Raw genomic sequence first — 25,527 nt, 5'->3', positions numbered from 1 at the left:
AACGAAGGGCCCCGATGTCGGGGCCCTTCGCTGTTCCAGGTGCAATGCCGGTTGGTGACCGGGGTTGGCGCTTAGAAGCGCGCGCCGATGCCGATGCCGACGGTCCACGGATTCAGATCCGCCTTCTGGCCGATGCGCTCGCCGTTGCCGGTGATCTCGCTGTCGCCGTGCATGTAGCGGGCATCCGCACGGGCGAACCACGACGGGCTGATGTTGAAGTCGACGCCCACGGTGCCGATGGCGCCCTTGGTGTCTTCCAGGCCGAAGTGCTGGCCGGCGCCGTCGGTGATGTTGTAGCCGCCGCTGTAGTTGGCCTGGTAGTAACCCAGACCCACGAACGGACGGATCGGCGCATCGCTGTTGCGGAAGTGGTACTGGGCGCTCAGGGCGTAGGGCTGCGAATCGATGTTGCCCAGCTTGCCCTGGTCACCGCGTACGCGCTGCTCGAACTTGTCGGCGGCGCCCCACAGTTCAACGGCGATCGCCGGGGTGACGTACCAGCTGGCGCTCAGGGTGGCGGCGGAACCGCCGTCCAGATCCAGGCTGGAGTTGTCCACCGGCTTGGAATCGACCTTCTGCACGGCGTAGCCGCCGACAACGGCGAAGCGCTTGTGATCGGAGGACGCGGTGCTGTCCTGCGCGAAGACGGCCGGGGCGAACGCCAGCAGCGAAGCGGCGAGGGTGAGGGTGCGGAACTTGTTCATGGGGGATCTCCTTTTTCTCTTTTTCTGGCCCGATGCTTTTGGGGCGTGCGCACCGTAACGACCCGCGCATGAATGGAGACAAGTCCGCGAAATGAATTTTTTACAACAGCAGGCATATCCAGCGAACGTTCATTTTTCGTTTGTTCGCGAGCGGAAAAAACATTCAGGAACGAATGCACAGGACAAATGTGATCAAAAAAATCCGTTCGTTGGCGCGGCGCATACGGATTGGGTTAAGGTCGCTCGCGCGTGAACGACAAGGAGGACGCGTCATGCCCCGCAGCGAGGCCGCCACCGTCGAAGCCTATCTGGCCGGACTGCCGGAGGAACGGCGCGACGTGATCACGACCGTGCGCGACGCCATCAACCGGCATCTGCCACCGGGTTACGAGGAGCGGATGAACTGGGGAATGATCAGCTGGGAGATTCCGCTGTCCCGGTACCCGGAGACCTACAATCGCCAGCCGCTTTCCTTCGTGGCGCTGGCCGCGCAGAAAAACCACTACGCGCTGTACCTGATGTGCGTCCATGCCGATTCGCCGGTGGAAACCGAGTTGCGGCGCGCGTATGCGGAGGCCGGCAAGAAGCTGGACATGGGCAAGAGCTGCCTGCGGTTCAAGCGGCTGGAAGATCTGCTGTTGCCGGAAGTGGTCCGGATCGTGGCGGCCACGCCGGTCGAGGCCCATATCGCGCGCCACGAGGCCGGGCGCGTGCGAAACTGAGCCGCATGAGTCCGCGTCCGTCCAAATCTTCCCCGCGCCCGCGGGGCGCGTCCCGAGCCAAGGCCGCCCCCGCGCCGCCGGTGGCCGGCGACAACCCGACCATGGCGGATCTGGCGAAGGTCGCGGGGGTCTCCGCCATCACGGTGTCGCGCGCGCTGCGCGAGAGCCCGCTGGTGAATGCGGAAACCCGCGAGCGCATCCGCGAGATCGCGCGCCAGTACGGCTATTCCTTCAATGTCAGCGCACGCAACCTGCGCCTGCGCCGCAGCATGACCGTGGCGGTGGTGGTGGAAATGAAGCCGACCCTGGAGCGGCAGATGTCCGGGCCGTATCCGCTGGATTTGCTGGGCGGCATCACCCAGGAGCTGACCACCACCGGCTACAGCGTACTGTTGACCTCGCTGCAAGGCGGCGCGCTGCCCAACGTGCAGGCCGCCGATGGCGTGATCCTGCTTGGCCAGGGCGCCAACGAGGACGCCATGCACGAAGTGCAGCGCTGGGGCAGGCCAATGGTGGTGTGGGGCGCCGTCAGCCGGCACGAGTCGCAGGTGGTGGTCGGCAGCGACAACCGGCGCGGCGGCGCGTTGGCGGCGGAACGGTTCATCGCGCTGGGCCGCAGTCGGCCGGTGTTCCTGGGCGATCCGGCACACGGCGAGTTCGCCGAACGTCTGGAAGGCTTCACCGGCACCCTGGGCAAGTACGGCATCGTGCCACTGACCCCCTCGGTCGCCAGTTTCACCGTCAACGCCGGTGCGGAGGCGGTGCATGCGCTGCTGGAAAAGCATCCGCAAATCGATGCGCTGTTCGCCGCCAGCGACCTGCTCGCCATCGGCGCCATCCGCGCGTTGATCGAGCGTGGCCGGCGCGTGCCCGAGGATGTTTCGGTCATCGGCTACGACGACACTCCGCTGGGCGCCACCTACGTCCCGCCGCTGAGCTCGGTGCACCAGAACTTTGTCGACGCTGGCGTCCTGCTGGCCCGCAAGATTCGCGGGCTGATTGACGGCGATCCGGCCAGCTCCGAGACCCTGCCCACCCATCTGGTGGTCCGCGCCACCTGAGCGCAAAAATCTGCTGCGGCGCAACGTATACGGGGGGAGTGCCATGGCATTCGCGCGCCCGTGCACGCATCGTTGGAAGCGGTGGTAAATCCCTGTCCTGAAAGGAAATTGTCATATGGTCCGGGGGGCCGAAAGGTGACCATGCACATGCCTTTTCTCGCTTTTGTTATCGATAACTTGACATCGATAACAACGAATCCCTAGCTTCCCTCCGCACGGCCCCTGGACGGCAGGGCGAATGGAGGAAGCGCACGTGGGCGAGTGGCAGGACAGGGCGCCGGTGGACACCGCCGGCATGGCCATGGCGGACGACCCCTGGCGTCTGCGCCAGACGGCGTTCGATCCGCGCCGCCGCGCCCGCGATGAAACCCTGTTCGCGCTGGCCAATGGCGGCCTGGGCGTGCGCGGTGGTTTCGAGGAACAGGACAGCGCCAGTGACGGCAGCTTCCTGGCCGCGGCATTCGAACAGAACGCCATCCACTACCACGAGCGCCTGGCCGGCTTCGCCCGCAGCACCGACACCCGCGTGCCGGTCGCCGAAGGCAAGCGCATCCGGATCCTGCTGGGCGAGGAAGCGGTCGACCTCGCGCAGGCCGAATGGCTGGCGTTCGAACGCGAACTGGATCTGCGCCAGGGACAATTGCGCCGTCGCCTGCGCATCCGCACCGCGGGCGGGCACACGCTGGACATCCATGCCGAGCGGGTGGTGCCATTTTCCGAGCATGCACTGCTGGCGATCCGTTTCCGGGTGCGCTCGATCGACTACCGCGGACCGATCGTGCTGGTGTCCTCGATCGAAAGTGGCCGGCAGGCGGTTGCCCAGGGTGACGATCCGCGCATCGGCGCCGGCGGCGGCGAAGGGCTGCTGGCGATTGGCGGCGGCAGCGCGGGCGGGATGGCCTGGATAGCGCAACGCGCGCCGCATCGCGGATTCGAACTCAGCTGCGGACAGCATCATCGCGCCGGCGCGGGCCTGCTCGCGCAGCCGCCGCAGGCGACGGCCGGTCGGGTCGAACAGCGCTTCGACGGCCAACTGGTCCCCGGTGGCGAGATCGGCGTGGAGAAGTTCGTCGCCTACGTCCACGACGGCGACATGGCGCAGCGTGCGAACGAACTGGCGCAGCAGCTCGAACGCGCGGTCGAGACCGGATTCGATGGCTTCGCCGCGCCGCAGGCGGCCACGCTGGCCGGCTTCTGGCAGCGGGCGGGCCTGTCGGTGAACGGCGACGCCGGCGCCGAGCAGGCGCTGCGCTTCAACCTGTTCCACCTGCTGCAGTCGGCGGGCCGCAACGGCGTCGACGGCACCGCCGCCAAGGGTCTGACCGGCGAGGGTTACGAAGGCCACTGCTTCTGGGACACCGAGGCGTTCGTGCTGCCGGTGATGGCGTTCACCGCGCCGGACGTGGCGCGGGCGATGCTGCGCTACCGGTTCCGCACCCTGGACGCGGCGCGCGCGCATGCCCGCGAGATGAACCACCCGACGGGCGCGCTGTATCCCTGGCGCACCATCGATGGTGGCGAATGCTCGGCGCACTACCCCAGCGGTTCGGCCGCGTACCACATCAACGCGGCGGTGGCCTACGGCATCGGCCTGTACCTGGATGCCAGCGACGATGTGGACTTCCTCGCCGAAGCGGGTGCGGAAATGCTGTTCGAGACCGCGCGGATCTGGCCGCAGGTCGGGCATTTCAATCCACGCCAGGGCGGTGCCTTCTGCATCCATGAAGTGACCGGGCCGGATGAGTACACCACCCTGGTCAACAACAACTTCTACACCAACCGCATGGCCCAGCAGCACCTGCGCCGCGCGGTGGTCGCATGGCATCGCCTGCGCCAGGAACGACCGGAAGTGCTGGCGGAACTCGCCGCCCGGCTTGCGCTGGAAGCAATCGAAGTCGAGTCGTGGGCCCGCGCCGCCGACGCGATGTACCTGCCCTATGACGAGGCGCAGGGCGTCTACGCGCAGGACGACGAGTTCCTCGACAAGCCGCGCTGGCCGTTCCCGCCGGCGAGCGGCGAACACCGCCCGCTGTTGCTGGACTACCACCCGCTCACCCTGTACCGCCACCAGATCTGCAAGCAGGCCGACGTGGTGATGGGACTGGTGCTGGCCGGGTATGGCCTGGATCCGCGCCGCAAGCGCAGGAGCTTCGATTATTACGAAGCGGTCACCACCCATGACTCGACCCTGTCGGCGCCGGTGTTCGGCATCCTCGCCAACGAAGTCGGCCACGCGGACAAGGCGTGGCGCTACTTCGACGCCAGCCTGCGCGTGGATCTGGACGATCTGCATCGCAACACCGATCACGGCGTGCACATGGCGGCGCTGGCGGGCAGTTGGCTGGGCCTGACTGAAGGCTTCGCCGGACTGCGGGTGGAGGATGGCCGGCTGTCGTTCGCGCCGACCCTGCCGCAAGCGTGGCAGGGCTACGGCTTCAACCTGCGTTGGCGCGGCTGCGTGCTGCGCGTGGACGTGGCCGCAGACGGCGTGCGCTACCGCCTGGAAGAGGGCAATGAGCTGGCCATCGCCCACGCGGGCGAGCCGTTGGTACTGTCGCCGGGCACCGCCGAGTTGCAGCCGCTGGCACGTCCGCTGGAGGCGGTGCGGGCGACCTTCCCGCGCCAGGCGCGCGCGCTGATCTTCGATCTGGATGGCGTGCTCACCGATACCGCGCACACCCACTACGAAGCCTGGCAGCGGCTGGCCGACGAAATCGGGGTGCCGTTCGACCGCCAGGTCAACGAGCGCCTGAAGGGCGTGGATCGGATGGCCTCGCTGGCGATCATCCTGGAACGCGCATCGCGAACCTACAGCGGCGAAGAGCAACGCGTGCTGGCCGACCGCAAGAACGGCTACTACGTGCAGGCCATCCAGCAATTCGGTCCACAGGACCTGTTCGACGGCGTGATCCGGGTGCTGGACGAAGCGCGCGCGGCGGGGCTGAAGATCGGACTGGCCTCGGCCAGCCGCAACGCGCCACTGCTGCTGGACAAGCTGGGCATCGCGGATCGCTTCGACTACATCGCCGACTCCGGACGCATCCGTCGCGCCAAGCCGGATCCGGAAATTTTCCTGGACGTGGCCGCCGCGCTCGGGGTCCCGCCAGCCCAGTGCATCGGCGTGGAGGACGCGGTGGCCGGCATCGAGGCCATCCACGCCGCCGGCATGGCCGCCATCGGCATCGGCAGCGCGGACAGCCTGCCGCAGGCCGACGCGGTATTGCCGGACATCGCCGCGTTCCGTGTGAGGGACTTCGTTTCTTCGTGACCGCACGCGGCCGTCAGAAGCCGCGGTGGATTATCTCAACCTGTTGAAAAAGTGGAGGGAACACATGCAACAGACCAACCTGATCCGCTACGCCCTGTCCGTAGCGATCGCCGCCGCACTGGCACCATCCGCGGTGCTGGCGCAGGACACCGCACCCGCGCAGCAACCCCAACCCCAACCGCAACAACCTGCCGAGCAGCAATCGAGCCAGGCGACCACCCTGGACACGGTGGTGGTCTCCGGTACCGCCACCGCCGGCGGCGTGCGCAAGCTGGAAGCCAGCTTCAACATCGTCACCGCCAACGCGGAGCAGATCAAACAGGCCAACCCCAAGAGCACCGCCGACCTGCTGAAGATCTCGCCCGGCATGTGGCCCGAGTCCACCGGCGGCCAGACCGGCGCCAACATCGAGATCGCCGGTTTCCCCGGCGGCGGTGACGCGCCCTACTTCTCCACCCTGCTGATGGGTTCGCCGCTATACGGCATGCCGACCCTGTCGTTCTTCGAAACCACCTCGATGTTCCGCCTGGACGACACCATCGAGTCGGTGGAAATCCTGCAGGGCGGTCCGTCGGTGGTATTCGCCGACGGCCAGATGGGCGCCAGCGCCAACTTCTTCCTCAAGACCGGCACCGAGGAACCTTCCGGCAGCGTCGGCCTGACCTACGGCAACGAAGGCCTGTGGCGGCTGGACGGCTTCTACGGCTTCAAGGTGGCCGAAGGCTGGTATGGCAGCATCGGCGGTTTCTGGCGTGAGTCCGACGGCGTGCGCGATCCGCAATTCAAGGCGGACAAGGGCGGCCAGTTGACCGCCACCCTGTCGCACGACTTCGATGCCGGCCGACTGACCCTGTATACCCGTTACCTCAACGACAAGAACCAGTTCATCACCCCGATTCCGCTGATCCAGCGCGGCACCGACAACTTCAGCGCCTATCCCGGCTTCGACCCGCTGAAGGACACCTACTACAGCAAGTACATGCAGCACGTATGGCTGCCGACCTATCCGGGTGGCGGCAAGAACGCGGATCTGGCCGACGGGCGTGGCGCCAAGCTGTTCATGTTCGGCGGCAACTTCGACTATTCCTTCGACAACGGCTGGGCGATCAGCGATCGCTTCCTGTTCAACGAAGGCGACATGGACACCAACGCGCTGTTTTCGGGCAACAACCCGGTCTCGCTGCAGGACATGCTGTTCACCGACGGAACGCCGGGCGGTTTCGAGTTGCCGGCCGGATCGGTGGCGACCGCGAACTACATCAACGGCGGCGCGGTGCCGCTCACCCAGAGCGTGATCCAGCAGGGCTGGTGGCACATCCACAAGCACCTGAAGAGCTTCAGCAACGACTTCCGCCTGAGCAAGGAGCTGTTCGAGGGCAATACCCTGACGGTGGGCCTGTACGTCAACCACTACACCATGGACGACAAGTGGTCGCTGGGCAACCAGATGCTGATGGCCAACGAGCCAAACGCGCGCCCGATCGTGGTGAGCTACGTGGATGGCGGCCAGACGTTCTACCGCACCAATCCGCAGGGCTTCGCCGACTTCAGCGGCTTCCACATCGCCCAGAACGGCAAGGCCACCAACATGGCGCTGTACCTGTCCGATTCCTGGCGGGTCGGCAAGTGGCTGTTCGATCTGTCCGGCCGCCTCGAGAACCAGGATGCCAAGAGCAATGTCTGCAACCGCAGTCCGGTGAATCCGGGCACCGGCGGCCTGGACGGTGACCCGAACACCATCTACGACAACAACGTGGAGCTGTGCAACGGCACCTACGCCCGCAACCGCTACGAGAAGACCCATCCGTCGTGGACGGCGGGTGCCAACTACTCGTTCACCAACAACATGTCCATGTATGGCCGCGTCAACACCGGCGGCCATTTCCTGGACTTCGACAACGGCATCCGCGGCACCACCAACGACAACTACCCGCCGATGCAGAAAATCCGCAACTATGAAATCGGCTTCAAGTACCAGTCGCCGCTGTTGTATGCGGACATCAGCGCCTATCGCCGGGTATTCAGCGGCCTGCAATACCAGCCCACCGATGGCCTGGGCACGCCGGTGGGAAGCCCGCGCATCTACGGGTCTGAATCGCACGGCATCAACTTCATCGGTGCGCTGACCCCGATCGAGAACCTGCGTCTGCAACTGGTGGCCAACTATCTGGATGGCGAGTACACCGATTACGACGCGTGCCTGCCGTATACCGACATCAACGGCAATGACAACTGCGCGCCGATCGAAGGCCAGCAGCTGCAGCGCCAGCCGAAGTTCCGTGCCATGTTCACCCCGAGCTACCGCTTCGAGATGGGCTGGGGCGACATCACCCCGTACGTGACCTACACGTATGTGGGCGATCACACCCAGGACCAGTCGGGTCTGCAGGAGCTGGGCTCGTATCACACGCTGGACTTCGGCATCACCTCCAACGTGGGCGAGAACTGGCAGTTCAACCTGCGCGGTACCAACATGACCAACGAGCTGGGGCTGACCGAGAGCAATTCGCGCATCTTCGGTTCGGCGACCACCGCCGGCGGCGTGTTGCTGGCGCGTCCGCTGGAGGGCCGAGAGGTCAACTTCCAGGCCAAGTACAGCTGGTGAGCCACGCCGGGGACGCCGCCTGAAACCTCCTCTCCCGGGAGGCGTCCCCGGACCTTTCCTCGACCTCGTCGGGAGATGGTTCGCCATCTCCCGGCGGGGCGGATTCCCTTGTCGCCCCGGCGATGACACAGTGCAGTGGCCGCCCTTGTCAGGCGTGGCCCGGAGCAAGCAATGAATCGAACCCGCATGGTCCTCGGGTTGATCCTGACCTACATGATCTTCGCGATGCTGCTGAACTCGGTGGGCGCGGTGATCCTGCAGGTCATCCAGGGATTCGGGGTGAGCAAGGCGTCGGCGAGCACGCTGGAGGCGTTCAAGGACCTGCCGATCGCCATCGCCTCGTTCCTGGTCGCCTCGACCCTGCCGCGGCTGGGCTACCGGCGGGCGATGATGCTTGGCCTGGGACTGGTGGCGCTGGCCTGCGCCGGCATGCCGCTGTTGCAGTCGTTCTGGGCCACCAAGCTGCTGTACGTGACGGTCGGTGTGTCGTTCGCGCTGGTGAAGGTGTCGGTCTACTCCAGCATCGGCCTGCTGACTGACAGCGAGCGCGCGCACGCGGGGCTGACCAGCACGGTGGAAGGGTGGTTCATGGTCGGCATCCTCGGCAGTGCGTGGCTGTTCGCCGCCTTCATCAATCCCGACACGCCGGGCGATCCGGTGTGGCTCAACGTCTACTGGGTGATCGCCGGCCTGTGCGTGGCGGTGATCCTGCTGCTGGCCGGTTCGTCGATGGACGAATCGCAGGCGCGCGACGGGCATGCGGTCGGCGAATCCTTCGCCGACATGTTCCGCCTGCTGGCGCGCCCGCTGGTGATCGTGTTCCTGATCTCGGCCTTCCTGTACGTGCTGATGGAACAGGCCATCAACACCTGGTTGCCGACCTTCAACCGCGAGATCCTGCACTTGCCCACGGCCCTCAGCGTGCAGGCGGCCGGCATCTTCGCCGGCTCGCTGGCACTGGGCCGCCTCGGCGGTGGGGTGCTGCTGCGGCGATTGCCGTGGTTCTGGTTGCTGGCGACCTGCGTGCTGGCGATGGCGGCGCTGGTACTGCTGGCGCTGCCGCTGGCGGCCAACGTGCAGCCGCGTACCGATGCGAGCTGGTGGGACGCGCCGCTGGCCGCCTACGTATTCCCGCTGATCGGCCTGTTCATGGCGCCGATCTATCCGACCATCAATTCGGTGGTGCTGAGCGCGCTGCCGAAGGCGCGGCACGCGGCGATGACCGGATTGATCGTGGTGTTCTCCGCGTTGGGCGGCACCACCGGATCCTTCATCACCGGGCAGCTGTTCGCCCATTTCGACGGCTCGCGCGCGTTCTACCTGCTGTTGCTGCCGATGGCGGTGCTGTTGCTGTCGCTGACCCTGCTCAACCGCGCCGCGCACGCGCCTGCCGGCACGCCGGTGGTATCGGCGGGAGGACCTTGAACCGATGTACTTCGCTGCTTCCCGCAAGATGCCCTTCTTCCTGAAAAATACCTGCGCCAAGCTGCTTCTCGCCGGCCTGCTGGCGCTGCCGGCCATGGGCCAGGCGCTGGCCTACGACCGCGCACCGGTCGATGCGCCGCTGCAGTTCCGCATCACCGAAGGACGGATCGAGAACGCCTTCCACCAGGAGGGCGACATCGCCGCGCACCTGCTGCTCAGTTCCGGCCACCGGCCGCGCGTGCTGGTGGCGTTTCCGGCGGGCAACAGCGGCGTGGGTGTCTGGTTCGAGGACGCGACCACGCCGGTGCGGTGGACACTGGGGCAGGTCAAGGGCGAGCGCCACCGCGACAATGGACACGCCTGGAACGGCATCGTGGCCGAGGCCAGCGTCGATGCGCCCCGGCTGGTGGTGAGGGACGCGGTACTCGGCAGCGTGCGCGTGCTGCGTGACTACCAACTGGGCCAGGCCTACCCGGCGGAGACCGCCGCGCAGCCGGAAGTCTCCGCCGATGCGGTCCGCTGGAAGCGCGATCGCCTGGATGGCGCGCCGGGCTACGCCATCGCGCTGGAGGCGGGGAATGGCCGCTTCGCGCGCGAGGACGGGAAAATCGTGTTGCGCGCGAACCGCGACGGCGAACCGCTGCGGCTGCGCATCCATGCCTCGACCGGGGAAACCCCGCTGGTTCCTTTCTCAGCCGCCGGCCTGCTCAACGAACACGCGGCGGCGGACCTGCGCAGCCGCCAGGCATTGCAGTTCCTGAGTTATCACGAGAAGTTCCTGGCCGGATCGTGGCGCTTCGACACCTATTTCGGCCGCGATACCCTGATGTCGGTGCGCCTGCTGATGCCGGTGCTGCAACCGGAAGCGGTGGAGGCCGGCCTCGGCGCGGTGCTGGCGCGCCTGGCGCCCGATGGCGAAGTCGCCCACGAGGAGGACATCGGCGAGTTCGCGGTGCTGCGTCATCGCAAGGAACACGGCAAGCCGTCCGCCGCGCCGATCTACGACTACACCATGATCGATGACGACTACATGCTGCCGCCGGTGGCGGCGGCATGGCTGCTGGAGGATGCGCGCGGCCGGGCGCGTGCCCGCGATTTCCTCGCCCGCCGGGGCGAACAGGGGCGCAACGGCGAGGCGCTGGTGCGCAACCTGTTGTTCGTGGCGGGGCAGAGCGGCGCGTTCGCGGAGGAACCCGTGTATCGCAACCTGATCGCGCTCAAGCCGGACAAGCCGGTAGGGCAGTGGCGCGACAGCAACGAAGGCCTTGGGCGTGGCCGCTATCCCTACGACGTCAACGCGGTGTGGATGCCGGCGGCATTGCGCGCGATGGGCGGATTCCTCGACAGCGGCCTGCTGGACGGCTACACCAGCGTGGAACAGCGCACGCAGCTGCGCGCCGCCGCGGGACGCGCCGATACCTGGGAACGACGCGCGGCGGAACTGTTCACGGTGCGGTTGCCGCATGCGCGCGCGGCCGAACAGATCCGTGCCTACGCCACCGAGGCCGGCGTGCCGGATCGCGCGGCGCTCGATGCGCTGGGCGACGGCGAACTGGCGTTCGCGGCGCTCGCGCTGGATGCGCAGGGCAGGCCGGTGCCGGTGCTGCATTCGGACGAAGGCTTCCGCCTGCTGTTCGGCCGACCCGATGCGCAGTCCCTGGCGCGCGATGTCGACAACCTGATGCGTCCTTTCCCGGCCGGCCTGATGACCGACGTGGGCCTGCTGGTCGCCAATCCCGCCTACGCCGATCGCGAGGTCTGGCCACGCCTGGGCAGCGCCGCCTACCACGGCACGGTGGTATGGGCGTGGCAGCAGGCGGTGCTGGCCGCGGGCCTGCAACGGCAGTTGGCGCGCGACGATCTGCCGGTCGGGGTGCGCGCGGCGCTGGGCGACGCGCAGGTCCGGCTGTGGCGGGCGATCCGTGCCGCCGACGCGGTGCGCACCTCCGAGCTGTGGTCGTGGTCGTACCGCGATGGCCGCTACCAGGTCGAACCGTTCGGCGCGCAGGGCGCGCATGAGGACGAATCCAACGCCGCCCAGCTGTGGAGCACGGTGTTCCTGGCCTTGCCGCCGCCGAATGCGGCGAAAGCGGCTGATTCCGGAAAGGAAAAATGATGAAGAAGAACCAGCCTTTCACCGTGTACCCGCGCAGCGCGATATTTCATTTCGCGCTGGGCCTTTCGGCGCTGTCGGCGCCGTTGGCGGCGGTCGCGCAGGACAAGCCGGCGACACCGGAAACGGTGGCGATGCCGGCCACGTCCCTGCCCTACAGCCGGTTCGCCAGTGCCGAGGCACGCGCGCAGTTCGAGCGGATGCTGGCCGAAACCCGCGAAGGCAAGGGGCCGAATCCGGCCGACGTCGCCGATCAGCGGCGCTTCTACCAGCGCTACAACGACGATCGCCTGGCCGAAGCCGAGCGCCGTTATCCGGCCAAGGTGGAAGCCACCCGCATCGGTGGCGTGCCGGTGCACGTGGTGGATCCGCAGGCCGGCGCACAGGGCGACAACGCGCAGCGGGTGCTGATCAACCTGCACGGTGGCGCCTTCATGTGGGGCTCGGGCAGCGGCGCACTGGTGGAAGCGGTACCGATTGCCGCGGTGGCCGGCATCCGGGTGGTGACGGTGGATTACCGGCTGGCGCCCGAGCATCCCTATCCGGCCGCGGTGGACGACGTGGAAGCCGTCTACCGCGAGCTGCTCAAGCAGTACCGCGCGGAGAACATCGGCATCTACGGCTGTTCGGCCGGCGGCATGCTGACCGCGCAGGCCACCGCGCGGATCCTGATGCGGGATCTGCCGCGCCCCGGCGCGATCGGCAACTTCTGCGGCACCGGCCTGCTGTTCGCCGGGGATTCGGCGACCCTGGGACAACTGGCGGTCGGCGTGCCGCCACTGCAATCGGACGGTGGCGCGAGCCTGCCGTACCTGCGCACCGCGCAGGCGGACGACCCGGTCGCCTATCCCGGCCAGTCGCCGGAACTGCTCGCGAAGTTTCCGCCCACCCTGTTCCTGGCCGGCGGGCGCGACTTCGCGGTCAGCGCGGTGAGCACGATGCAGCGCCGGCTGCTGGGCGCGGGCGTGGACGCGGAACTGGTGCTGTTCGATGGCCTGTGGCATGCCTTCTTCGTGTATCCGGATCTGCCGGAGTCGCAGGAAGCCTATGGCCTGATCGCGCGCTTCTTCGATCGCCGCCTGGGCCGCCAGCCGCGCTGAGGACGATCGTTCCAGCGGCGCCACGCAGCGTCGTGCGCCTGAACACATCGCCTGCCGTATCGTGTCCGCCTTCGAATCCGGGAAGATGGACATGAAAGCAATCGGAATGGGCCTGGCGGTGTTCATCGGCATGCTGTTGCCGTTGCAGGCGTTGATCAATGCATCGCTGGGACGGCAGACCTTCGGCCCGCTGTTCGCCGCGCTGATGTCATTCGCGGTCGGCACCGGCGTGCTGGCGCTATGGTGGCTGGCCACGCGGCCCACCTTCGACCCGGCGGCGCTGGCGCGGGTGCCATGGTGGGCGTGGACCGGCGGCGCCATCGGTGCGGTCTACGTCGCCGCCGCGACCCTGCTGATTCCGCGCATGGGCGCCGCGCCGCTGATCTGCCTGGTGGTGTTCGGACAACTGGCGGGTTCGCTGCTGCTGGACCATTTCGGCGTGCTGCATGCGCGCCAGCCCATCGACGGCACCCGCGTGATCGGTGCGCTGCTGGTCGTCGCCGGCGCGCTGCTGGTGGTGCGGCCCTGGCAGACGCCGGCCGGATGAGCGCGACGCTCCTGCGCGGCCTGCCGCCGCAGGCGGGTCCGGACTGCCGGGTACTGGTGCTGGGCTCGATGCCGGGCGCGGCGTCGCTGGCGGCGGCGCGCTACTACGCCCATCCGCGCAACCGGTTCTGGCCACTGATGGGCGCGCTCTGCGGGTTCGATCCCGCGCTCGACTACCCCCGTCGGCTGGCCGCGCTGCACGCCGCCGGGGTCGGTTTGTGGGACGTGATTGGAACCTGCGAGCGCCGTGGCAGCCTGGACGCGGATATCGTCCGCGGCAGCGAGGTCGCCAACCCGCTGGCGGACTGGCTGGCGGCGCGGCCTTCCGTACGTGCGGTGGCATTCAATGGTGGCAAGGCGGCGCAGGCGTTCCAGCGCCATGTTGCTCCGACCCTGCCGGCGGCGTTGGCCGCGCGGCTCGTGTTGCACGCGCTGCCATCCACCAGCCCGGCCAACGCGGCCTTCGGCGTGGAACGCCTGGCCAAATCCTGGGGAATCCTGAAGCCCTGTCTGGGCGTCCCCGTCCCGGACGCTCCCGTTCCAGGGCGGCCCTGACGAAGGTCATGCTCCCGTCCGGCAGGTGCGGGGGACAGGGGGCGCTGGCATCCTGTCGGCAACCGAACTTCCGGAGGCCGCCCATGATCCGTTCCGCCCCGCGCCTTTCCCTGCTGTGCCTGGCCGCGCTGTCCGGGCTGGCCATGTCCGCACAGGCCAAGGAGATTCGCTGCGACATCGAAAGCGACTACGACATGACGGTCAACGAGCGCAGCGTGATCTTCACCCGCGAAAGCGGCGCGCCCAAGGCGATCGTGATGCGCCAGGGGCGCCTGTTCGTCGATGACCGCTGGGTCCAGATCAACGACGACGATCGCCAGCGCCTGATCGACTTCGAACGCGGCGCGCGCACCGCCATGCCGCTGGCGCACGAAATCGGCCGCGACGCCGCCGACATCGCCTTCACTGCGCTGGGCGAAGTCGCCGCCAGCATCAGCAATCATCCGGATCGCACCCGCAAGTCGCTGGACAAGGCGCGCAAGGCCATCGACCAGGGCATCGCCCGTTCGATCAGCGCCAACCGCTTCAACAGCCAGGATCTGGACAAGGGCATCGAACGCGCGGTCGGCGAGGTCATGCCCAGCGTGATCGGCGACATCGTCGGCGGCGCGCTCACCGCCGCGCTGACCGGCGACGCCGATCGCCTGGAGCGCATGGACGGACTGGACAAGGAAGTGGAAGCGCGGGTGGCGCCACGCGCCAAGGCGCTGGAAGTGCGCGCGGAGAAACTGTGCTCGCAGATGCGCGACATGGAGCGCATCGACAATGCGCTGGCGTATCGTCTCCCCGGCGGGCAGGCGCTGAACCTGCTGGAAGAAAAGCCCGACCAAAGGCATACCACCGGCGACTGAGCAAGGCGTGCGTGCCGTCGCGCGAGCCGCGACGGCCGATTCCAGCGGTCCCGGCCCGAAAATAATTGCCCTCAGAGGTTGGCGCACCGGGCGGGGATGGCCACAATAGGGGTTCCCCTATTGGCAAGTGATCGCTGGAGTTCCCCCATGGCCGAAATCAAGGAAGCGCGTGTTCCCGACATCGGTGGCTACAGTGACGTTCCCGTCATTGAAGTGCTGGTCGCCGTTGGCGATACCGTCGCCAAGGATCAAGGCCTGGTCACCCTGGAGTCCGACAAGGCGACGATGGAAGTCCCGTCGGCTTTCGCCGGCGTGGTCAAGGAATTGAAGGTCAAGCTGGGCGACGAACTGGCCGAAGGCTCGGTGGTCGCCCTGATCGAGGTGGCCGAAGGCGCCGCCGCTCCCGCCGCGCCGAAGGCCGAACCGGCCAAGGCCGAGCCGGTCAAGACCGCCGAGACCGGCGCCAGGGTCGAGCCGGTCGCGGTCGCCCCGACCCCGGACAAGCTCACCCAGCGCGAGATCGCGCAGGAAGCCGCCGCGCCGACCGCGCCCGCTGCGCCGCGCGCGCTGGAAGACAAGCCCGGCATCGATCCGGAAGCCGTGCCGCCGCGCACCCCGCCGGTGGAGTTCAATGCCGATCGCGTGCTGCCGTCCAAGGTGGCCTATGCCAGCCCGACGGTGCGCCTGTTCGCCCGTGAGCTCGGCGTCGACCTGGATCAGGTCAAGGGGAGCGAGCGCGGCGGCCGCATAAGCAAGGAAGACGTGCAGCGCTACGTGAAGGCGGCCCTGTCCGGCGGCGTGCCGGCCGCGACCGGTGCCGCGCCTGTCGCCAACGCGGGTGGCGGCCTGAACCTGTTGCCGTGGCCGAAGGTGGACTTCAGCAAGTTCGGTGAAGTCGAGGTCCAGCCGCTGTCGCGCATCAAGAAGATTTCCGGCGCCAACCTGGCGCGCAACTGGGCGATGATTCCGCACGTCACCCAGCACGATCACGCCGATATCACCGAGCTGGAAGCGCTGCGGGTGGCGCTGAACAAGGAAAATGAGAAGGCCGGCATCAAGCTGACCATGCTCGCGTTCCTGATGAAGGCCAGCGTCGCCGCGCTGAAGAAGTACCCCGAGTTCAACGCCTCGCTGGATGCCAGCGGCGAGAATCTAACCCTCAAGAAGTACTTCCACATCGGCTTCGCCGCCGATACGCCGAACGGCCTGGTCGTGCCGGTCATCCGCGACGTCGACAAGAAGGGCGTCAACGAACTGGCCGTCGAAACCGGCGAACTGGCGAAGAAGGCCCGCGACGGCAAACTCGGCCCGGCCGACATGTCCGGCGGCTGCTTCTCGATTTCCTCGCTGGGCGGCATCGGCGGCACCGCGTTCACCCCGATCGTCAACGCGCCGGAAGTGGCCATCCTCGGCGTGTCCAAGTCATCCATCCAGCCGGTGTGGGACGGCAAGCAGTTCGCGCCGCGCCTGCTGCTGCCGCTTTCGCTGAGCTACGACCACCGCGTCATCGACGGTGCCTCCGCCGCGCGTTTCACCGCGTACCTGGCGCAACTGATGGGCGACCTGCGTCGCGTGCTGCTGTAAGCGGGGGCTGGAACCATGGCAAACACGACTGTTGAAGTAAAAGTCCCCGACATCGGCGGTTACGACGATGTGCCGGTCATCGAGATCCTGGTCGCCGTCGGCGACACGGTGAAGAAGGATCAGGGCCTGGTCACCCTGGAATCGGACAAGGCCACGATGGAAGTGCCGTCCTCGGCCGCCGGCGTAATCAAGGAATTGAAGGTCAAGCTGGGCGACTCCCTGTCCGAAGGCAGCGTGGTGGCCGTGCTGGAGGTCGAGGGTGCCGCCGCGGCGCTTTCCGCGCCCGCCGCCGCTCCCGCCGCGCCGGCCAAGGCGGCCGCGCCCGCTGCTCCGGTCGCCGCCGCGCCGGCGCCGGCTGCGCCATCCGCGCCTGCGGCATCGGCGGGCGGCACCCTGGAAGCCAAGGTGCCGGACATCGGCGGCTACAACGACGTGCCGGTCATCGAAATCCTGGTCGCCGTGGGTGACACGGTGAAGAAGGACCAGGGCCTGGTCACCCTGGAGTCGGACAAGGCGACGATGGAAGTGCCGTCGCCGGCCGCCGGCGTGATCAAGGAACTGAAGGTCAAGCTGGGCGACACCCTGTCCGAAGGCAGCGTGGTGGCCGTGCTGGAAAGCGGCGCGGCCGCGCCCGCCGCTGCCGCGCCGGCCAGCAAGCCGCCGGTCACGCCTTCGCACCGCGCGCCGGCCGAACCCGCCGCGCCGAAACCGGCGCTGGGCACCGGCAAGCCCGCCGACATCGAATGCCGGATGGTGGTGATCGGTTCCGGTCCCGGTGGCTACACCGCCGCGTTCCGCGCCGCCGACGTCGGCCTCGACACCGTGCTGGTGGAGCGTTACGACTCGCTGGGCGGCGTCTGCCTCAACGTCGGCTGCATCCCGTCCAAGGCGCTGTTGCACGCCGCCGCGCTGATCGACGAGACCGCGCATTCGGCTGATATCGGCATCGAGTTCGCCAAGCCGAAGATCGACCTCGACAAGCTGCGCGACTTCAAGCAGAACCGCGTGGTCGGCCAGTTCACCAAGGGCCTGGCCGGCATGGCCAAGCAGCGCAAGGTGCGCACGGTGCAGGGCGTGGCGAAGTTCGTCTCGCCGCACGAACTGGAAATCACCGGCAGCGACGGCAAGACCCAGCTGCTGCGTTTCGAGAACTGCATCATCGCCGCCGGTTCGCAGGCGGTGAAGCTGCCCAACTTCCCGTGGGACGATCCGCGGGTGATGGACTCCACCGACGCGCTGGCGCTGCAGGAAGTGCCGAAGAAGCTGCTGGTGGTCGGCGGCGGCATCATCGGCCTGGAAATGGCGACGGTGTACCGCGCGCTGGGCAGCGAAGTGACCGTGGTCGAGTTCATGGACCAGCTGATGCCGGGCGCCGACAAGGACCTGGTCAAGCCGCTGGCCGATCGCCTGAAGAAGCAGGGCGTGGCCGTGCACCTGAAGACCAAGGCGGCCAAGGTCGAAGCCTCCAAGAAGGGCATCACCGTGTCGTTCGAGAGCGCCACCGAAGGCCAGAAGCCGGAGCTGGAATCCGGCACCTGGGATCGCGTGCTGGTCGCGGTGGGCCGTTCGCCCAACGGCGGCAAGCTGGACGCCGACAAGGCCGGCGTGACCGTCACCGATCGCGGCTTCATCCCGGTGGACCCGCAGATGCGCACCAACGTGCCGCACATCTTCGCCATCGGCGATCTGGTCGGCCAGCCCATGCTCGCGCACAAGGCCACCCATGAGGGCAAGCTGGCCGCGGAAGTGGCCGCGGGCGAGAAGAAGGAATGGGTGGCGCGGGTGATTCCGTCGGTGGCCTACACCGACCCGGAAATCGCCTGGGTCGGCGTCACCGAGACCGAGGCCAAGGCCAAGGGACTGAAGATCGGCGTGGGCAAGTTCCCGTGGGTGGCGTCGGCGCGCGCGGTCGGCATCGGCCGCGGTGAGGGTTCCACCAAGCTGATCTTCGACGAGGAAACCCACCGCATCATCGGCGGCGGCATCGTCGGCGTGCATGCCGGCGATCTGATCAGCGAGATCGCGCTGGCGATCGAAATGGGCGCGGAAGCCGGCGACATCGGCAGCACCATCCATCCGCACCCGACCCTCAGCGAGACGGTGGCGATGGCGGCCGAAGTCTACGAAGGCACCATCACCGACCTGTACATTCCGAAGAAGAAGTAAACCTTCACCGGAATGCAGGCACAGGAACCGCCCCACGTGGGCGGTTTCCTTTTCCGGACGGGCCGCGCATGTGACGGGGCTAGAATCACCGACGACAGACATGCACGGACGGGATGATTCGATGACGTATCGCTGGATGGCCGCGGCCGTATTGTTGGTGCCGGTGCTGATGCTGCCTGCCAGGGCGGACGATGACCCGCAGGAAGCCGCCGCCTACGCGAAATGCCCGGGCGCGGCGGCGTTCGCCCGCCTGCACCCCAAGCCGTCCCCGCCGGATATCGCCGACGCCGCCGCACGCCTGCCGGAACTGCGGATTGAACTGCTGCGGATGCAGGAACGCGACCAGGACGTCCGCAATGGCGACTGGTCGCAGGAGACTATCCGGCGGATGATGCAGGTCGACGCCGAGCACCTGCCACGGATCAAGCAGATTGTCGCCGAACACGGATTCCCCACGGCCGAACTGGTCGGGCGCGATGGCGTCGATGCGGCCTGGCTGCTGGTGCAGCACGCCGACGCCGATCCGGCGTTCCAGGAACAGATGCTGTCGTCGATCACGCCACGTGTGCAAAGCGGGGAAATCTCCCGTCACCAGTTCATCCTGCTGACCGATCGTGTGCTGGCGGGGCAGGGCAAGCCGCAGCGCTATGGCAGCCAGCTATTGGCGCAAGACGGACGCTGGGTGCCCAAGCCGATCGAGGCGCCGGAGTCGGAAGTCGATCAGCGGCGTGCGGCGATGGGCGACATGCCGCTGGCCGACTACATCTGCATGGCGACCCAGATGTTCCCGCCACCCGCGACGGTGCCGGCGCCGGCGCAGCCCTGAGCGAACCCGGTTCGCGCACCCACCTGTCCATGGGGGAAGGGAGCCGGCACTGGGCTCGATGCCCGCCTGTCGTCAGGCGGGAACCGCCGCGCTCGCGCGCTCCGCGCGACGCTGTTCGATCCGCTTCCAGACCTTCTCGTGGAAATGGAACACGACCGTGTTGCAGGCCGGTTCGACGAGGGCCAGCGCACCGCCGACCAGCCAGCTGCCGGTGAATGCCCAACCCAGCAGGAAGGCGACCGAGAAGTGCAGGGCGGCGAAGGTGAATGTCTTGGTCATTGGACGACCCGGGGCTCAAATGAGATTGATTCTCATTATGAGGACGGGTGGGCCAAAGTCCAATGAGTCCTTTCAGTCTTTTCGATAGACATTCTCTATAAATTCAGAACGCCAGGGTTACGCCGGCTATCGGACCCTTGAAGCGCTGATCCAGTCCCAGCAGCCCGTCGCTGCCCGTGCGTTCGACGTCCAGCTTGAACCAGTCATAGCCCGCGAACAGTCCGAAATGCGGTGTGAAGCGATATTCAACCAGCGCGTTGGCGCGGGTGATGCTGCCGTCGTAGTCGCCGAAATCGCCCCAGCCCGCGTCCAGATATTGGCCCTGCAGGTTGAACAGCCACTTTTCGTTGGGCGTGGCGGTCAGGCGCAGGCCGACCACCGGCGCGTAGCCGTCGTCACTACTGCGGGTTTCGTAGCTGTTCTCACCGGCTTCCGCATACAGGCGGCCTTCCAGCTTGGCCCATTCGGCACCGATCTGCAGGCCGAGGTTGAAGGTCGGCGTATCGACCACGGCGTAGTCGTACATCAGGCTGGCCAGTTGGAACTTGGCCTTGCCCTTGGCGAAGCTCCCGGCGGGGATGGTGACGTCGTCGTACGACAGATCCTCTCCCAGCGTCGCCCGGCGGTCCTTGTCGTACTCGAAGTAGTCGAAGATCAGCCGGTGCCGCTGGCCCATCCGGAACACGCCGTCGATGCGCGGGACCAATTCCTTGCCGCCGAAGTCGAAGTCCTGGGAAAACCGGAGGTCCTGGCCCTGGAAGTTGGTTCGTCCACTGAGCACGCCGTCGGCGTCCACGTCCATGGCGCCCAGCCGGAGGGTGAAACGATCCGGTTCCTGCGCATAGGCGGCCGGGATGGCGGCGGCGCCGAAAACCAGCATCAAGGGGAGGGAAACCCGGAATCTCATGCCTGTCTCTCCTGGAACAATGAACAGGCTTTCCACCCTCTGCGTCATGCCGTGGACATGAAGTGAAACCGTGGTTCTCGTGGCGTGAAAACGCCAGTCCCGGAAAGAGCGAAGCCCCGGGCCAGGAGCCGCGGGGCTTCTATAAGGTCTGCTCGGAGCATCGGACGAGGAAGTTGGTTCGCAGACCTTGCAAGCAGGACTGACCAAGGGAATTCGTCAAAGTTCCGCAAAAAATGCGATAAAAATATGAACAGGGAAGCGAGGCGGCCGCCGTTCCATCCGGGCTGGAAACGGTTACCGGCAGATTTCCTTCACGGAAGCCACCCATGACCGCCCGTGGACGCAACTTTACGACCTTCGGCGGTTGTCCCGGAAAATAGCCCCCTGCTATACTTTTGCGGCTCGGCGAGGCGCTATCAGGCCTTGTTCCCCGCCACGAAACCCCGTAGGACCTACTGTGCTGAACTCCGTCGCTGCGGGCCGGCGGCTGGTATTGCGCGCAACGGCTTTCCAGCTGGGTGCCGTGCTGCTGGTCGCGATGGCCTTCCTGCTCTGGGGAAAATCCCAGGCGCTGGCGGCCGCGGTCGGGGGACTGGCGATGGTGGCGGGGGGATGGTTCGCCGCCCGGCTGGCCTTCGGCGCCGGGGTGACCGGTGCGGGGACCGCGATGGTGCGGTTGCTGGCCGGGATGGTTATCAAGTGGATCACGGTTGTTGTGGTGCTGCTGCTGGGAATCGGGGTGTGGAAACTTCCGCCTCTGGCCCTGCTGGCCGGCACGCTGACCGGGATGGCGGCACAGGCGCTGGCGATGGCCAGGCTCCGATAAAGAATTCTTATTAGCAGGATCTAGGACACATGGCGGGCGAGGAAACACTGACACCCACCGGTTACATCCAGCACCACCTCCACAACCTGACGTTCCAGGTTCAGGAGGGCGGGTTCTGGGCCATCCATCTGGACACCATCATCACCTCGGTGCTGATGGGTCTGCTGATGGTGTTCATGTTCTGGCTGGCCACCCGCAAGGCGACCTCGGGCGTCCCGGGCAAGTGGCAGGCCTTCGTCGAAATCATGCTCGAGTTCGTCGACAAGCAGGCGCGCGACACCTATCACGGCACCAGCAAGCTGGTGACCCCGATCGCGATCACCCTGTTCTTCTGGATCCTGCTGATGAACCTGCTGAAGATGATTCCGGCAGACTTCATCGCCAAGCCGCTCGAGCTGATGGGCGTCCACTACTGGAAGCCGGTCCCGACCGCCGACGTCAACGCGACCCTCGGCATGTCGATCAGCGTGTTCTTCCTGATGCTGTTCTTCGCGCTGCGCTCCAAGGGCCCGATCGGGTTCACCAAGGAGTTCCTGACCGCGCCGTTCGGCAAGTGGATGATGCCGTTCAACCTCATCCTCAACATCGTCGAATGGCTGAGCAAGCCGATCTCGCTGGCCATGCGACTGTTCGGCAACATGTTCGGCGGCGAGATCGTGTTCCTGCTGATCTGGGTGCTGGGCGGCGCCGGCATCGTCGGCGCGCTCGCGGGCGGCGCCTTCGGCCTCGGCTGGATGCTGTTCCACCTGCTGGTCATTCCGCTGCAGGCCTTCATCTTCATGATGCTGTCGATCGTGTACCTGAGCCTGTCGGAAGACAGTCACTGATTTCGCTTCACCCTTTGCACCTTAAACATTCCACCCTTTAGCAATTTAGTTCCGGAGAAAACCATGGAAACCGTTCTGACCACCCTCGCTCAAGTTCAGGCCTCCACCGTCCTCGCCATCGGCATCATGATCGGCCTGGCCGCTCTGGGCGCGGGTCTGGGCCTGGCCATCATGGCCGGCAAGTTCCTGGAATCGGCTGCGCGCCAGCCGGAACTGATCCCGGTCCTGCAGGTCCGCATGTTCATCACCGCCGGCCTGATCGACGCCGCGTTCATCATCAGCGTCGCCGTGGGCCTGCTGTTCGCCTTCGCCAACCCGCTGGCCACCGCGTTCACCGAGCAGCTGGCCAAGCTGGCTGGCGGCTGATCAGCGGTTTCTGAAGTGCGGGCGACGGCCATCCGGACGCCCGCAACGCAGATAGAAGGGCCGGGAGGCCGCGTGTTTCCCGCCCATCACCACTGGCAGAGCTAAACCCATGAACATCGGTCTGACCCTATTTGCCCAGGCGCTGGCGTTTGCCGGTTTGATCTGGATCATCGCGACCAAGATCTGGCCGCCGCTGCTGAACGCGATCGAAGAGCGTCAAAAGAAGATCGCCGAAGGCCTGGCTGCCGCTGATCGCAGCCAGCGCGAACTCGCGGTGGCCGAAGAGAAGGTCAACGAGGCCCTGAAGGAAGCCCGCGTCAAGGCGAACGAAATCATCGATCAGGCGCACGCCCGTGCCAACCAGATCGTCGATGCCGCCAAGAACGAGGCAATCGCCGAAGCCAACCGCCAGAAGGCGCTGGCCGAAGCCGAGATCGAGGCCGCCGCGACCCGCGCCCGCGAGGAACTGCGCAAGCAGGTCTCCACGCTGGCCGTGACCGGTGCCGAGAAGCTGCTGCGCCGCGAAATCGATGCCAACGCCCACAAGGCGCTGCTCGATGAACTGGCCGCGGAAATCTGACGGGATCGCTGAACGATGAGCCAGGCCCTAACCGTCGCCCGTCCCTACGCCCGTGCCGCCTTCGCGGCCGCGCGTGACGAAAGCGCCCTCGTCGCGTGGTCCGGCGCGCTCGGCTTTGCCGCGCGCGTCGCCGCCGATCCGCAGGTCGCCGCGCTGCTGCCCAACCCGGAACTGCCGCAGGCCCAGGCGGTCGCGCTGCTGGCTCCGGAAGGCGCCAGCGAGTCGTTCACCCGCTTCCTGTCGCTGCTGGCCGAAGCCCGTCGCCTGCCGCAACTGCCGGAAGTCGCCGCGCTGTTCGAGGAACTGCGCGCCGAGGCCGAGCACATCGTCCGCGCCAAGGTCACCTCGGCGGTGGCATTGCCGGCCGGCGAGCTGGATGCGATCAAGGTCGCCCTGAAGAAGCGCCTGGGTCGCGACGTCGTGGTGGAAACCGCCATCGACGAATCGCTGATCGGCGGCGCGGTGATCGATGCGGGCGAAGTGGTCATCGACGGCTCGCTCAAGGGCAAGCTGTCGCGCCTGCAGACCGCGCTCACGCACTGACAAGAAACGTAGGGTGGGCCTCGGCCCACCGAACATGATGGTGGGCCGAGGCCCACCCTACAGGAAACCAAAATGGCTACCACGCTCAACCCCTCTGAAATCAGCGATCTGATCAAGAACCGCATCGAGAAGGTCAAGCTGGCCGCGGAATCGCGCAACGAAGGCACCGTCACCAGCGTGTCCGACGGCATCGTGCGCATCTTCGGCCTGGCGGACGTGATGCAGGGCGAAATGATCGAACTGCCGAACAACACCTTCGCGCTGGCGCTGAACCTGGAGCGCGACTCCGTGGGCGCCGTGGTGCTGGGTGACTACGAACACCTGCGCGAAGGCGACGTCGCCAAGACCACCGGCCGCATCCTGGAAGTGCCGGTCGGCCGCGAACTGCTCGGCCGCGTGGTCAACGCGCTGGGCGAGCCGATCGACGGCAAGGGCCCGATCGACGCCAAGCTGACCGCGCCGGTGGAGCGCGTCGCCCCGGGCGTGATCTGGCGCAAGTCGGTCGACCAGCCGGTGCAGACCGGTTACAAGTCGGTCGACGCGATGATCCCGATCGGCCGCGGCCAGCGCGAGCTGATCATCGGCGACCGCCAGACCGGCAAGACCGCGATGGCCATCGACGCCATCATCAACCAGAAGGGCACCGGCATTAAGTGCGTGTACGTGGCGATCGGCCAGAAGGCCTCGTCCGTCGCCAACGTCGTGCGCAAGCTGGAAGAGAACGGCGCGCTGGAGCACACCATCGTCGTCGCCGCCACCGCCTCCGAGTCGGCCGCGATGCAGTACATCAGCGCCTACTCCGGCTGCACAATGGGCGAGTACTTCCTGGATCGCGGCGAAGACGCCCTGATCGTGTACGACGATCTGTCCAAGCAGGCCGTGGCCTACCGCCAGATCTCGCTGCTGCTGAAGCGCCCGCCGGGCCGCGAAGCCTACCCGGGTGACGTGTTCTACCTGCACAGCCGCCTGCTGGAGCGCGCCGCGCGCGTGTCCGAGGAGTACGTCGAGAAGTTCACCAACGGCGAAGTGAAGGGCAAGACCGGTTCGCTGACCGCGCTGCCGATCATCGAGACCCAGGCCGGCGACGTGTCCGCGTTCGTGCCGACCAACGTCATCTCGATCACCGACGGCCAGATCTTCCTGGAAACCGACCTGTTCAACGCCGGTATCCGTCCCGCCGTCAACGCCGGTATCTCGGTGTCGCGCGTCGGTGGCGCCGCCCAGACCAAGATCATCAAGAAGCTGTCCGGCGGCATCCGCATCTCGCTGGCGCAGTACCGCGAGCTGGCGGCGTTCGCCCAGTTCGCCTCGGACCTGGACGAAGCCACCCGCAAGCAGCTGGAGCGCGGCCAGCGCGTCACCGAGCTGATGAAGCAGAAGCAGTACGCGCCGATGTCGATCGCGCTGCAGGCGCTGTCGATCTACGCCGTCAACGAGGGTTACATCGACGACGTGCCGGTCAACAAGATCCTGGCGTTCGAAGAGGCGCTGCACGCGCACTTCACCAACACCCAGGGCGAACTGGTCGACACCATCAACAAGACCGGCAACTGGAACGACGATATCGAAGGCGCCTTCAAGAAGGGCATCTCCGAGTTCAAGCAGACCGGGACCTGGTAACAGCCGGGATTAGGGAATCGGGATTAGGGAATCGCAAGAGCGCAGAAGCGGAC

General features: G+C 66.8%; 22 protein-coding genes. 19 read left to right on the top strand and 3 right to left on the bottom strand.

Annotated elements, in window-relative coordinates; all coding sequences use genetic code 11:
• Positions 1-71: 71 nt before the first annotated feature.
• On the bottom strand, positions 72-704 hold the full coding sequence (locus tag FG323_RS09870) for an OmpW family outer membrane protein (protein ID WP_141454340.1): 633 nt from the start codon (positions 702-704) through the stop codon (positions 72-74).
• 272 nt (positions 705-976) lie between these two features.
• Between FG323_RS09870 and FG323_RS09865 the strand changes: the two genes are divergently transcribed.
• From FG323_RS09865 to FG323_RS09805, 13 genes are all read left to right on the top strand, one after another.
• Positions 977-1,426, top strand: a complete 450-nt coding sequence (locus tag FG323_RS09865; RefSeq protein ID WP_141454339.1) for a DUF1801 domain-containing protein — start codon at positions 977-979, stop codon at positions 1,424-1,426.
• 5 nt (positions 1,427-1,431) lie between these two features.
• Complete coding sequence (locus tag FG323_RS09860; RefSeq protein WP_249889463.1) at positions 1,432-2,487, top strand: LacI family DNA-binding transcriptional regulator; 1,056 nt, start codon at positions 1,432-1,434, stop codon at positions 2,485-2,487.
• Between the two features lie 253 nt (positions 2,488-2,740).
• Entirely contained in the window at positions 2,741-5,755 is a 3,015-nt protein-coding gene (gene pgmB / locus FG323_RS09855) for a beta-phosphoglucomutase (RefSeq protein ID WP_255470127.1), read from the top strand.
• Between the two features lie 64 nt (positions 5,756-5,819).
• The gene (locus tag FG323_RS09850; protein ID WP_141454337.1) at positions 5,820-8,360 is read left to right on the top strand and encodes a TonB-dependent receptor; all 2,541 of its coding nucleotides are present in this window, start codon (positions 5,820-5,822) and stop codon (positions 8,358-8,360) included.
• Between the two features lie 171 nt (positions 8,361-8,531).
• Positions 8,532-9,785, top strand: coding sequence for an MFS transporter (locus FG323_RS09845; RefSeq protein ID WP_249889466.1), 1,254 nt, complete (start codon positions 8,532-8,534; stop codon positions 9,783-9,785).
• Between the two features lie 4 nt (positions 9,786-9,789).
• Positions 9,790-11,901: a hypothetical protein gene (locus tag FG323_RS09840; RefSeq protein WP_220094146.1), complete on the top strand. Its 2,112-nt coding sequence runs from the start codon at positions 9,790-9,792 to the stop codon at positions 11,899-11,901.
• The gene (locus FG323_RS09835; RefSeq protein WP_220094145.1) at positions 11,901-12,998 is read left to right on the top strand and encodes an alpha/beta hydrolase; all 1,098 of its coding nucleotides are present in this window, start codon (positions 11,901-11,903) and stop codon (positions 12,996-12,998) included. Before FG323_RS09840 ends, FG323_RS09835 begins: the two co-directional genes overlap by 1 nt.
• Positions 12,999-13,089: 91 nt before the next feature.
• On the top strand, positions 13,090-13,545 hold the full coding sequence (locus tag FG323_RS09830; RefSeq protein ID WP_181444158.1) for a DMT family transporter: 456 nt from the start codon (positions 13,090-13,092) through the stop codon (positions 13,543-13,545).
• Positions 13,542-14,099, top strand: a complete 558-nt coding sequence (locus tag FG323_RS09825; protein WP_141454335.1) for a DNA-deoxyinosine glycosylase — start codon at positions 13,542-13,544, stop codon at positions 14,097-14,099. Before FG323_RS09830 ends, FG323_RS09825 begins: the two co-directional genes overlap by 4 nt.
• 83 nt (positions 14,100-14,182) lie before the next feature.
• Positions 14,183-14,950 carry a DUF2884 family protein gene (locus FG323_RS09820; protein WP_181444157.1) on the top strand — a complete coding sequence of 256 codons (768 nt, stop codon included), beginning with the start codon at positions 14,183-14,185 and terminating at the stop codon, positions 14,948-14,950.
• Between the two features lie 147 nt (positions 14,951-15,097).
• On the top strand, positions 15,098-16,534 hold the full coding sequence (locus FG323_RS09815; protein WP_141454333.1) for a dihydrolipoyllysine-residue acetyltransferase: 1,437 nt from the start codon (positions 15,098-15,100) through the stop codon (positions 16,532-16,534).
• A gap of 15 nt (positions 16,535-16,549) precedes the next feature.
• Positions 16,550-18,700 carry a dihydrolipoyl dehydrogenase gene (gene lpdA, locus FG323_RS09810; protein ID WP_141454332.1) on the top strand — a complete coding sequence of 717 codons (2,151 nt, stop codon included), beginning with the start codon at positions 16,550-16,552 and terminating at the stop codon, positions 18,698-18,700.
• Between the two features lie 121 nt (positions 18,701-18,821).
• Positions 18,822-19,526, top strand: coding sequence for a DUF6624 domain-containing protein (locus tag FG323_RS09805; protein ID WP_141454331.1), 705 nt, complete (start codon positions 18,822-18,824; stop codon positions 19,524-19,526).
• Between the two features lie 72 nt (positions 19,527-19,598).
• Here FG323_RS09805 and FG323_RS09800 read toward each other — a convergent pair whose 3' ends face one another.
• Positions 19,599-19,805, bottom strand: a complete 207-nt coding sequence (locus FG323_RS09800) for a DUF2061 domain-containing protein (protein WP_141454330.1) — start codon at positions 19,803-19,805, stop codon at positions 19,599-19,601.
• Positions 19,806-19,908: 103 nt separating this feature from the next.
• Positions 19,909-20,712: a hypothetical protein gene (locus FG323_RS09795; protein WP_141454329.1), complete on the bottom strand. Its 804-nt coding sequence runs from the start codon at positions 20,710-20,712 to the stop codon at positions 19,909-19,911.
• 457 nt (positions 20,713-21,169) lie between these two features.
• Here FG323_RS09795 and FG323_RS09790 point away from each other — a divergent pair, with 457 nt between their 5' ends.
• From FG323_RS09790 to atpA, 6 genes are all read left to right on the top strand, one after another.
• A complete protein-coding gene (locus FG323_RS09790) occupies positions 21,170-21,538 on the top strand; it encodes an ATP synthase subunit I (protein ID WP_141454328.1) in 369 nt (122 codons plus the stop codon).
• A 29-nt stretch (positions 21,539-21,567) separates the two neighbouring features.
• Positions 21,568-22,365: a F0F1 ATP synthase subunit A gene (gene atpB / locus FG323_RS09785; RefSeq protein ID WP_141454327.1), complete on the top strand. Its 798-nt coding sequence runs from the start codon at positions 21,568-21,570 to the stop codon at positions 22,363-22,365.
• A gap of 63 nt (positions 22,366-22,428) precedes the next feature.
• Positions 22,429-22,731 (top strand): F0F1 ATP synthase subunit C, encoded by a 303-nt coding sequence (gene atpE, locus FG323_RS09780; RefSeq protein WP_141454326.1) that lies wholly within the window; start codon positions 22,429-22,431, stop codon positions 22,729-22,731.
• A gap of 109 nt (positions 22,732-22,840) precedes the next feature.
• Positions 22,841-23,311, top strand: a complete 471-nt coding sequence (locus FG323_RS09775; protein WP_141454325.1) for a F0F1 ATP synthase subunit B — start codon at positions 22,841-22,843, stop codon at positions 23,309-23,311.
• Between the two features lie 15 nt (positions 23,312-23,326).
• Positions 23,327-23,854 carry a F0F1 ATP synthase subunit delta gene (locus FG323_RS09770; RefSeq protein ID WP_141454324.1) on the top strand — a complete coding sequence of 176 codons (528 nt, stop codon included), beginning with the start codon at positions 23,327-23,329 and terminating at the stop codon, positions 23,852-23,854.
• 72 nt (positions 23,855-23,926) lie between these two features.
• Positions 23,927-25,474: a F0F1 ATP synthase subunit alpha gene (gene atpA / locus FG323_RS09765; RefSeq protein ID WP_141454323.1), complete on the top strand. Its 1,548-nt coding sequence runs from the start codon at positions 23,927-23,929 to the stop codon at positions 25,472-25,474.
• The last annotated feature ends 53 nt before the right edge of the window (positions 25,475-25,527 follow it).

Source organism: Pseudoxanthomonas sp. z9, assembly GCF_006542425.1.
Lineage (GTDB): Bacteria > Pseudomonadota > Gammaproteobacteria > Xanthomonadales > Xanthomonadaceae > Pseudoxanthomonas_A.
The sequence above is the reverse complement of the archived record's forward strand: the minus strand, read 5'-3'. Positions and strand labels throughout refer to the sequence as shown.

Bases quoted from the DNA above. Each gene is read 5' to 3' on its own strand.
- atpA (WP_141454323.1), top strand. From the start codon at position 23,927: ATGGCTACCACGCTCAACCCCTCTGAAATCAGCGATCTGATCAAGAAC.
- FG323_RS09865 (WP_141454339.1), top strand. From the start codon at position 977: ATGCCCCGCAGCGAGGCCGCCACCGTCGAAGCCTATCTGGCCGGACTG.
- FG323_RS09835 (WP_220094145.1), top strand. From the start codon at position 11,901: ATGAAGAAGAACCAGCCTTTCACCGTGTACCCGCGCAGCGCGATATTT.
- FG323_RS09770 (WP_141454324.1), top strand. From the start codon at position 23,327: ATGAGCCAGGCCCTAACCGTCGCCCGTCCCTACGCCCGTGCCGCCTTC.
- FG323_RS09850 (WP_141454337.1), top strand. From the start codon at position 5,820: ATGCAACAGACCAACCTGATCCGCTACGCCCTGTCCGTAGCGATCGCC.
- atpE (WP_141454326.1), top strand. From the start codon at position 22,429: ATGGAAACCGTTCTGACCACCCTCGCTCAAGTTCAGGCCTCCACCGTC.
- FG323_RS09840 (WP_220094146.1), top strand. From the start codon at position 9,790: ATGTACTTCGCTGCTTCCCGCAAGATGCCCTTCTTCCTGAAAAATACC.
- atpB (WP_141454327.1), top strand. From the start codon at position 21,568: ATGGCGGGCGAGGAAACACTGACACCCACCGGTTACATCCAGCACCAC.
- FG323_RS09800 (WP_141454330.1), bottom strand. From the start codon at position 19,805: ATGACCAAGACATTCACCTTCGCCGCCCTGCACTTCTCGGTCGCCTTC.
- FG323_RS09830 (WP_181444158.1), top strand. From the start codon at position 13,090: ATGAAAGCAATCGGAATGGGCCTGGCGGTGTTCATCGGCATGCTGTTG.
- FG323_RS09860 (WP_249889463.1), top strand. From the start codon at position 1,432: ATGAGTCCGCGTCCGTCCAAATCTTCCCCGCGCCCGCGGGGCGCGTCC.
- FG323_RS09795 (WP_141454329.1), bottom strand. From the start codon at position 20,712: ATGAGATTCCGGGTTTCCCTCCCCTTGATGCTGGTTTTCGGCGCCGCC.
- FG323_RS09870 (WP_141454340.1), bottom strand. From the start codon at position 704: ATGAACAAGTTCCGCACCCTCACCCTCGCCGCTTCGCTGCTGGCGTTC.
- FG323_RS09820 (WP_181444157.1), top strand. From the start codon at position 14,183: ATGATCCGTTCCGCCCCGCGCCTTTCCCTGCTGTGCCTGGCCGCGCTG.
- lpdA (WP_141454332.1), top strand. From the start codon at position 16,550: ATGGCAAACACGACTGTTGAAGTAAAAGTCCCCGACATCGGCGGTTAC.
- FG323_RS09845 (WP_249889466.1), top strand. From the start codon at position 8,532: ATGAATCGAACCCGCATGGTCCTCGGGTTGATCCTGACCTACATGATC.
- FG323_RS09815 (WP_141454333.1), top strand. From the start codon at position 15,098: ATGGCCGAAATCAAGGAAGCGCGTGTTCCCGACATCGGTGGCTACAGT.
- FG323_RS09775 (WP_141454325.1), top strand. From the start codon at position 22,841: ATGAACATCGGTCTGACCCTATTTGCCCAGGCGCTGGCGTTTGCCGGT.
- FG323_RS09825 (WP_141454335.1), top strand. From the start codon at position 13,542: ATGAGCGCGACGCTCCTGCGCGGCCTGCCGCCGCAGGCGGGTCCGGAC.
- FG323_RS09805 (WP_141454331.1), top strand. From the start codon at position 18,822: ATGACGTATCGCTGGATGGCCGCGGCCGTATTGTTGGTGCCGGTGCTG.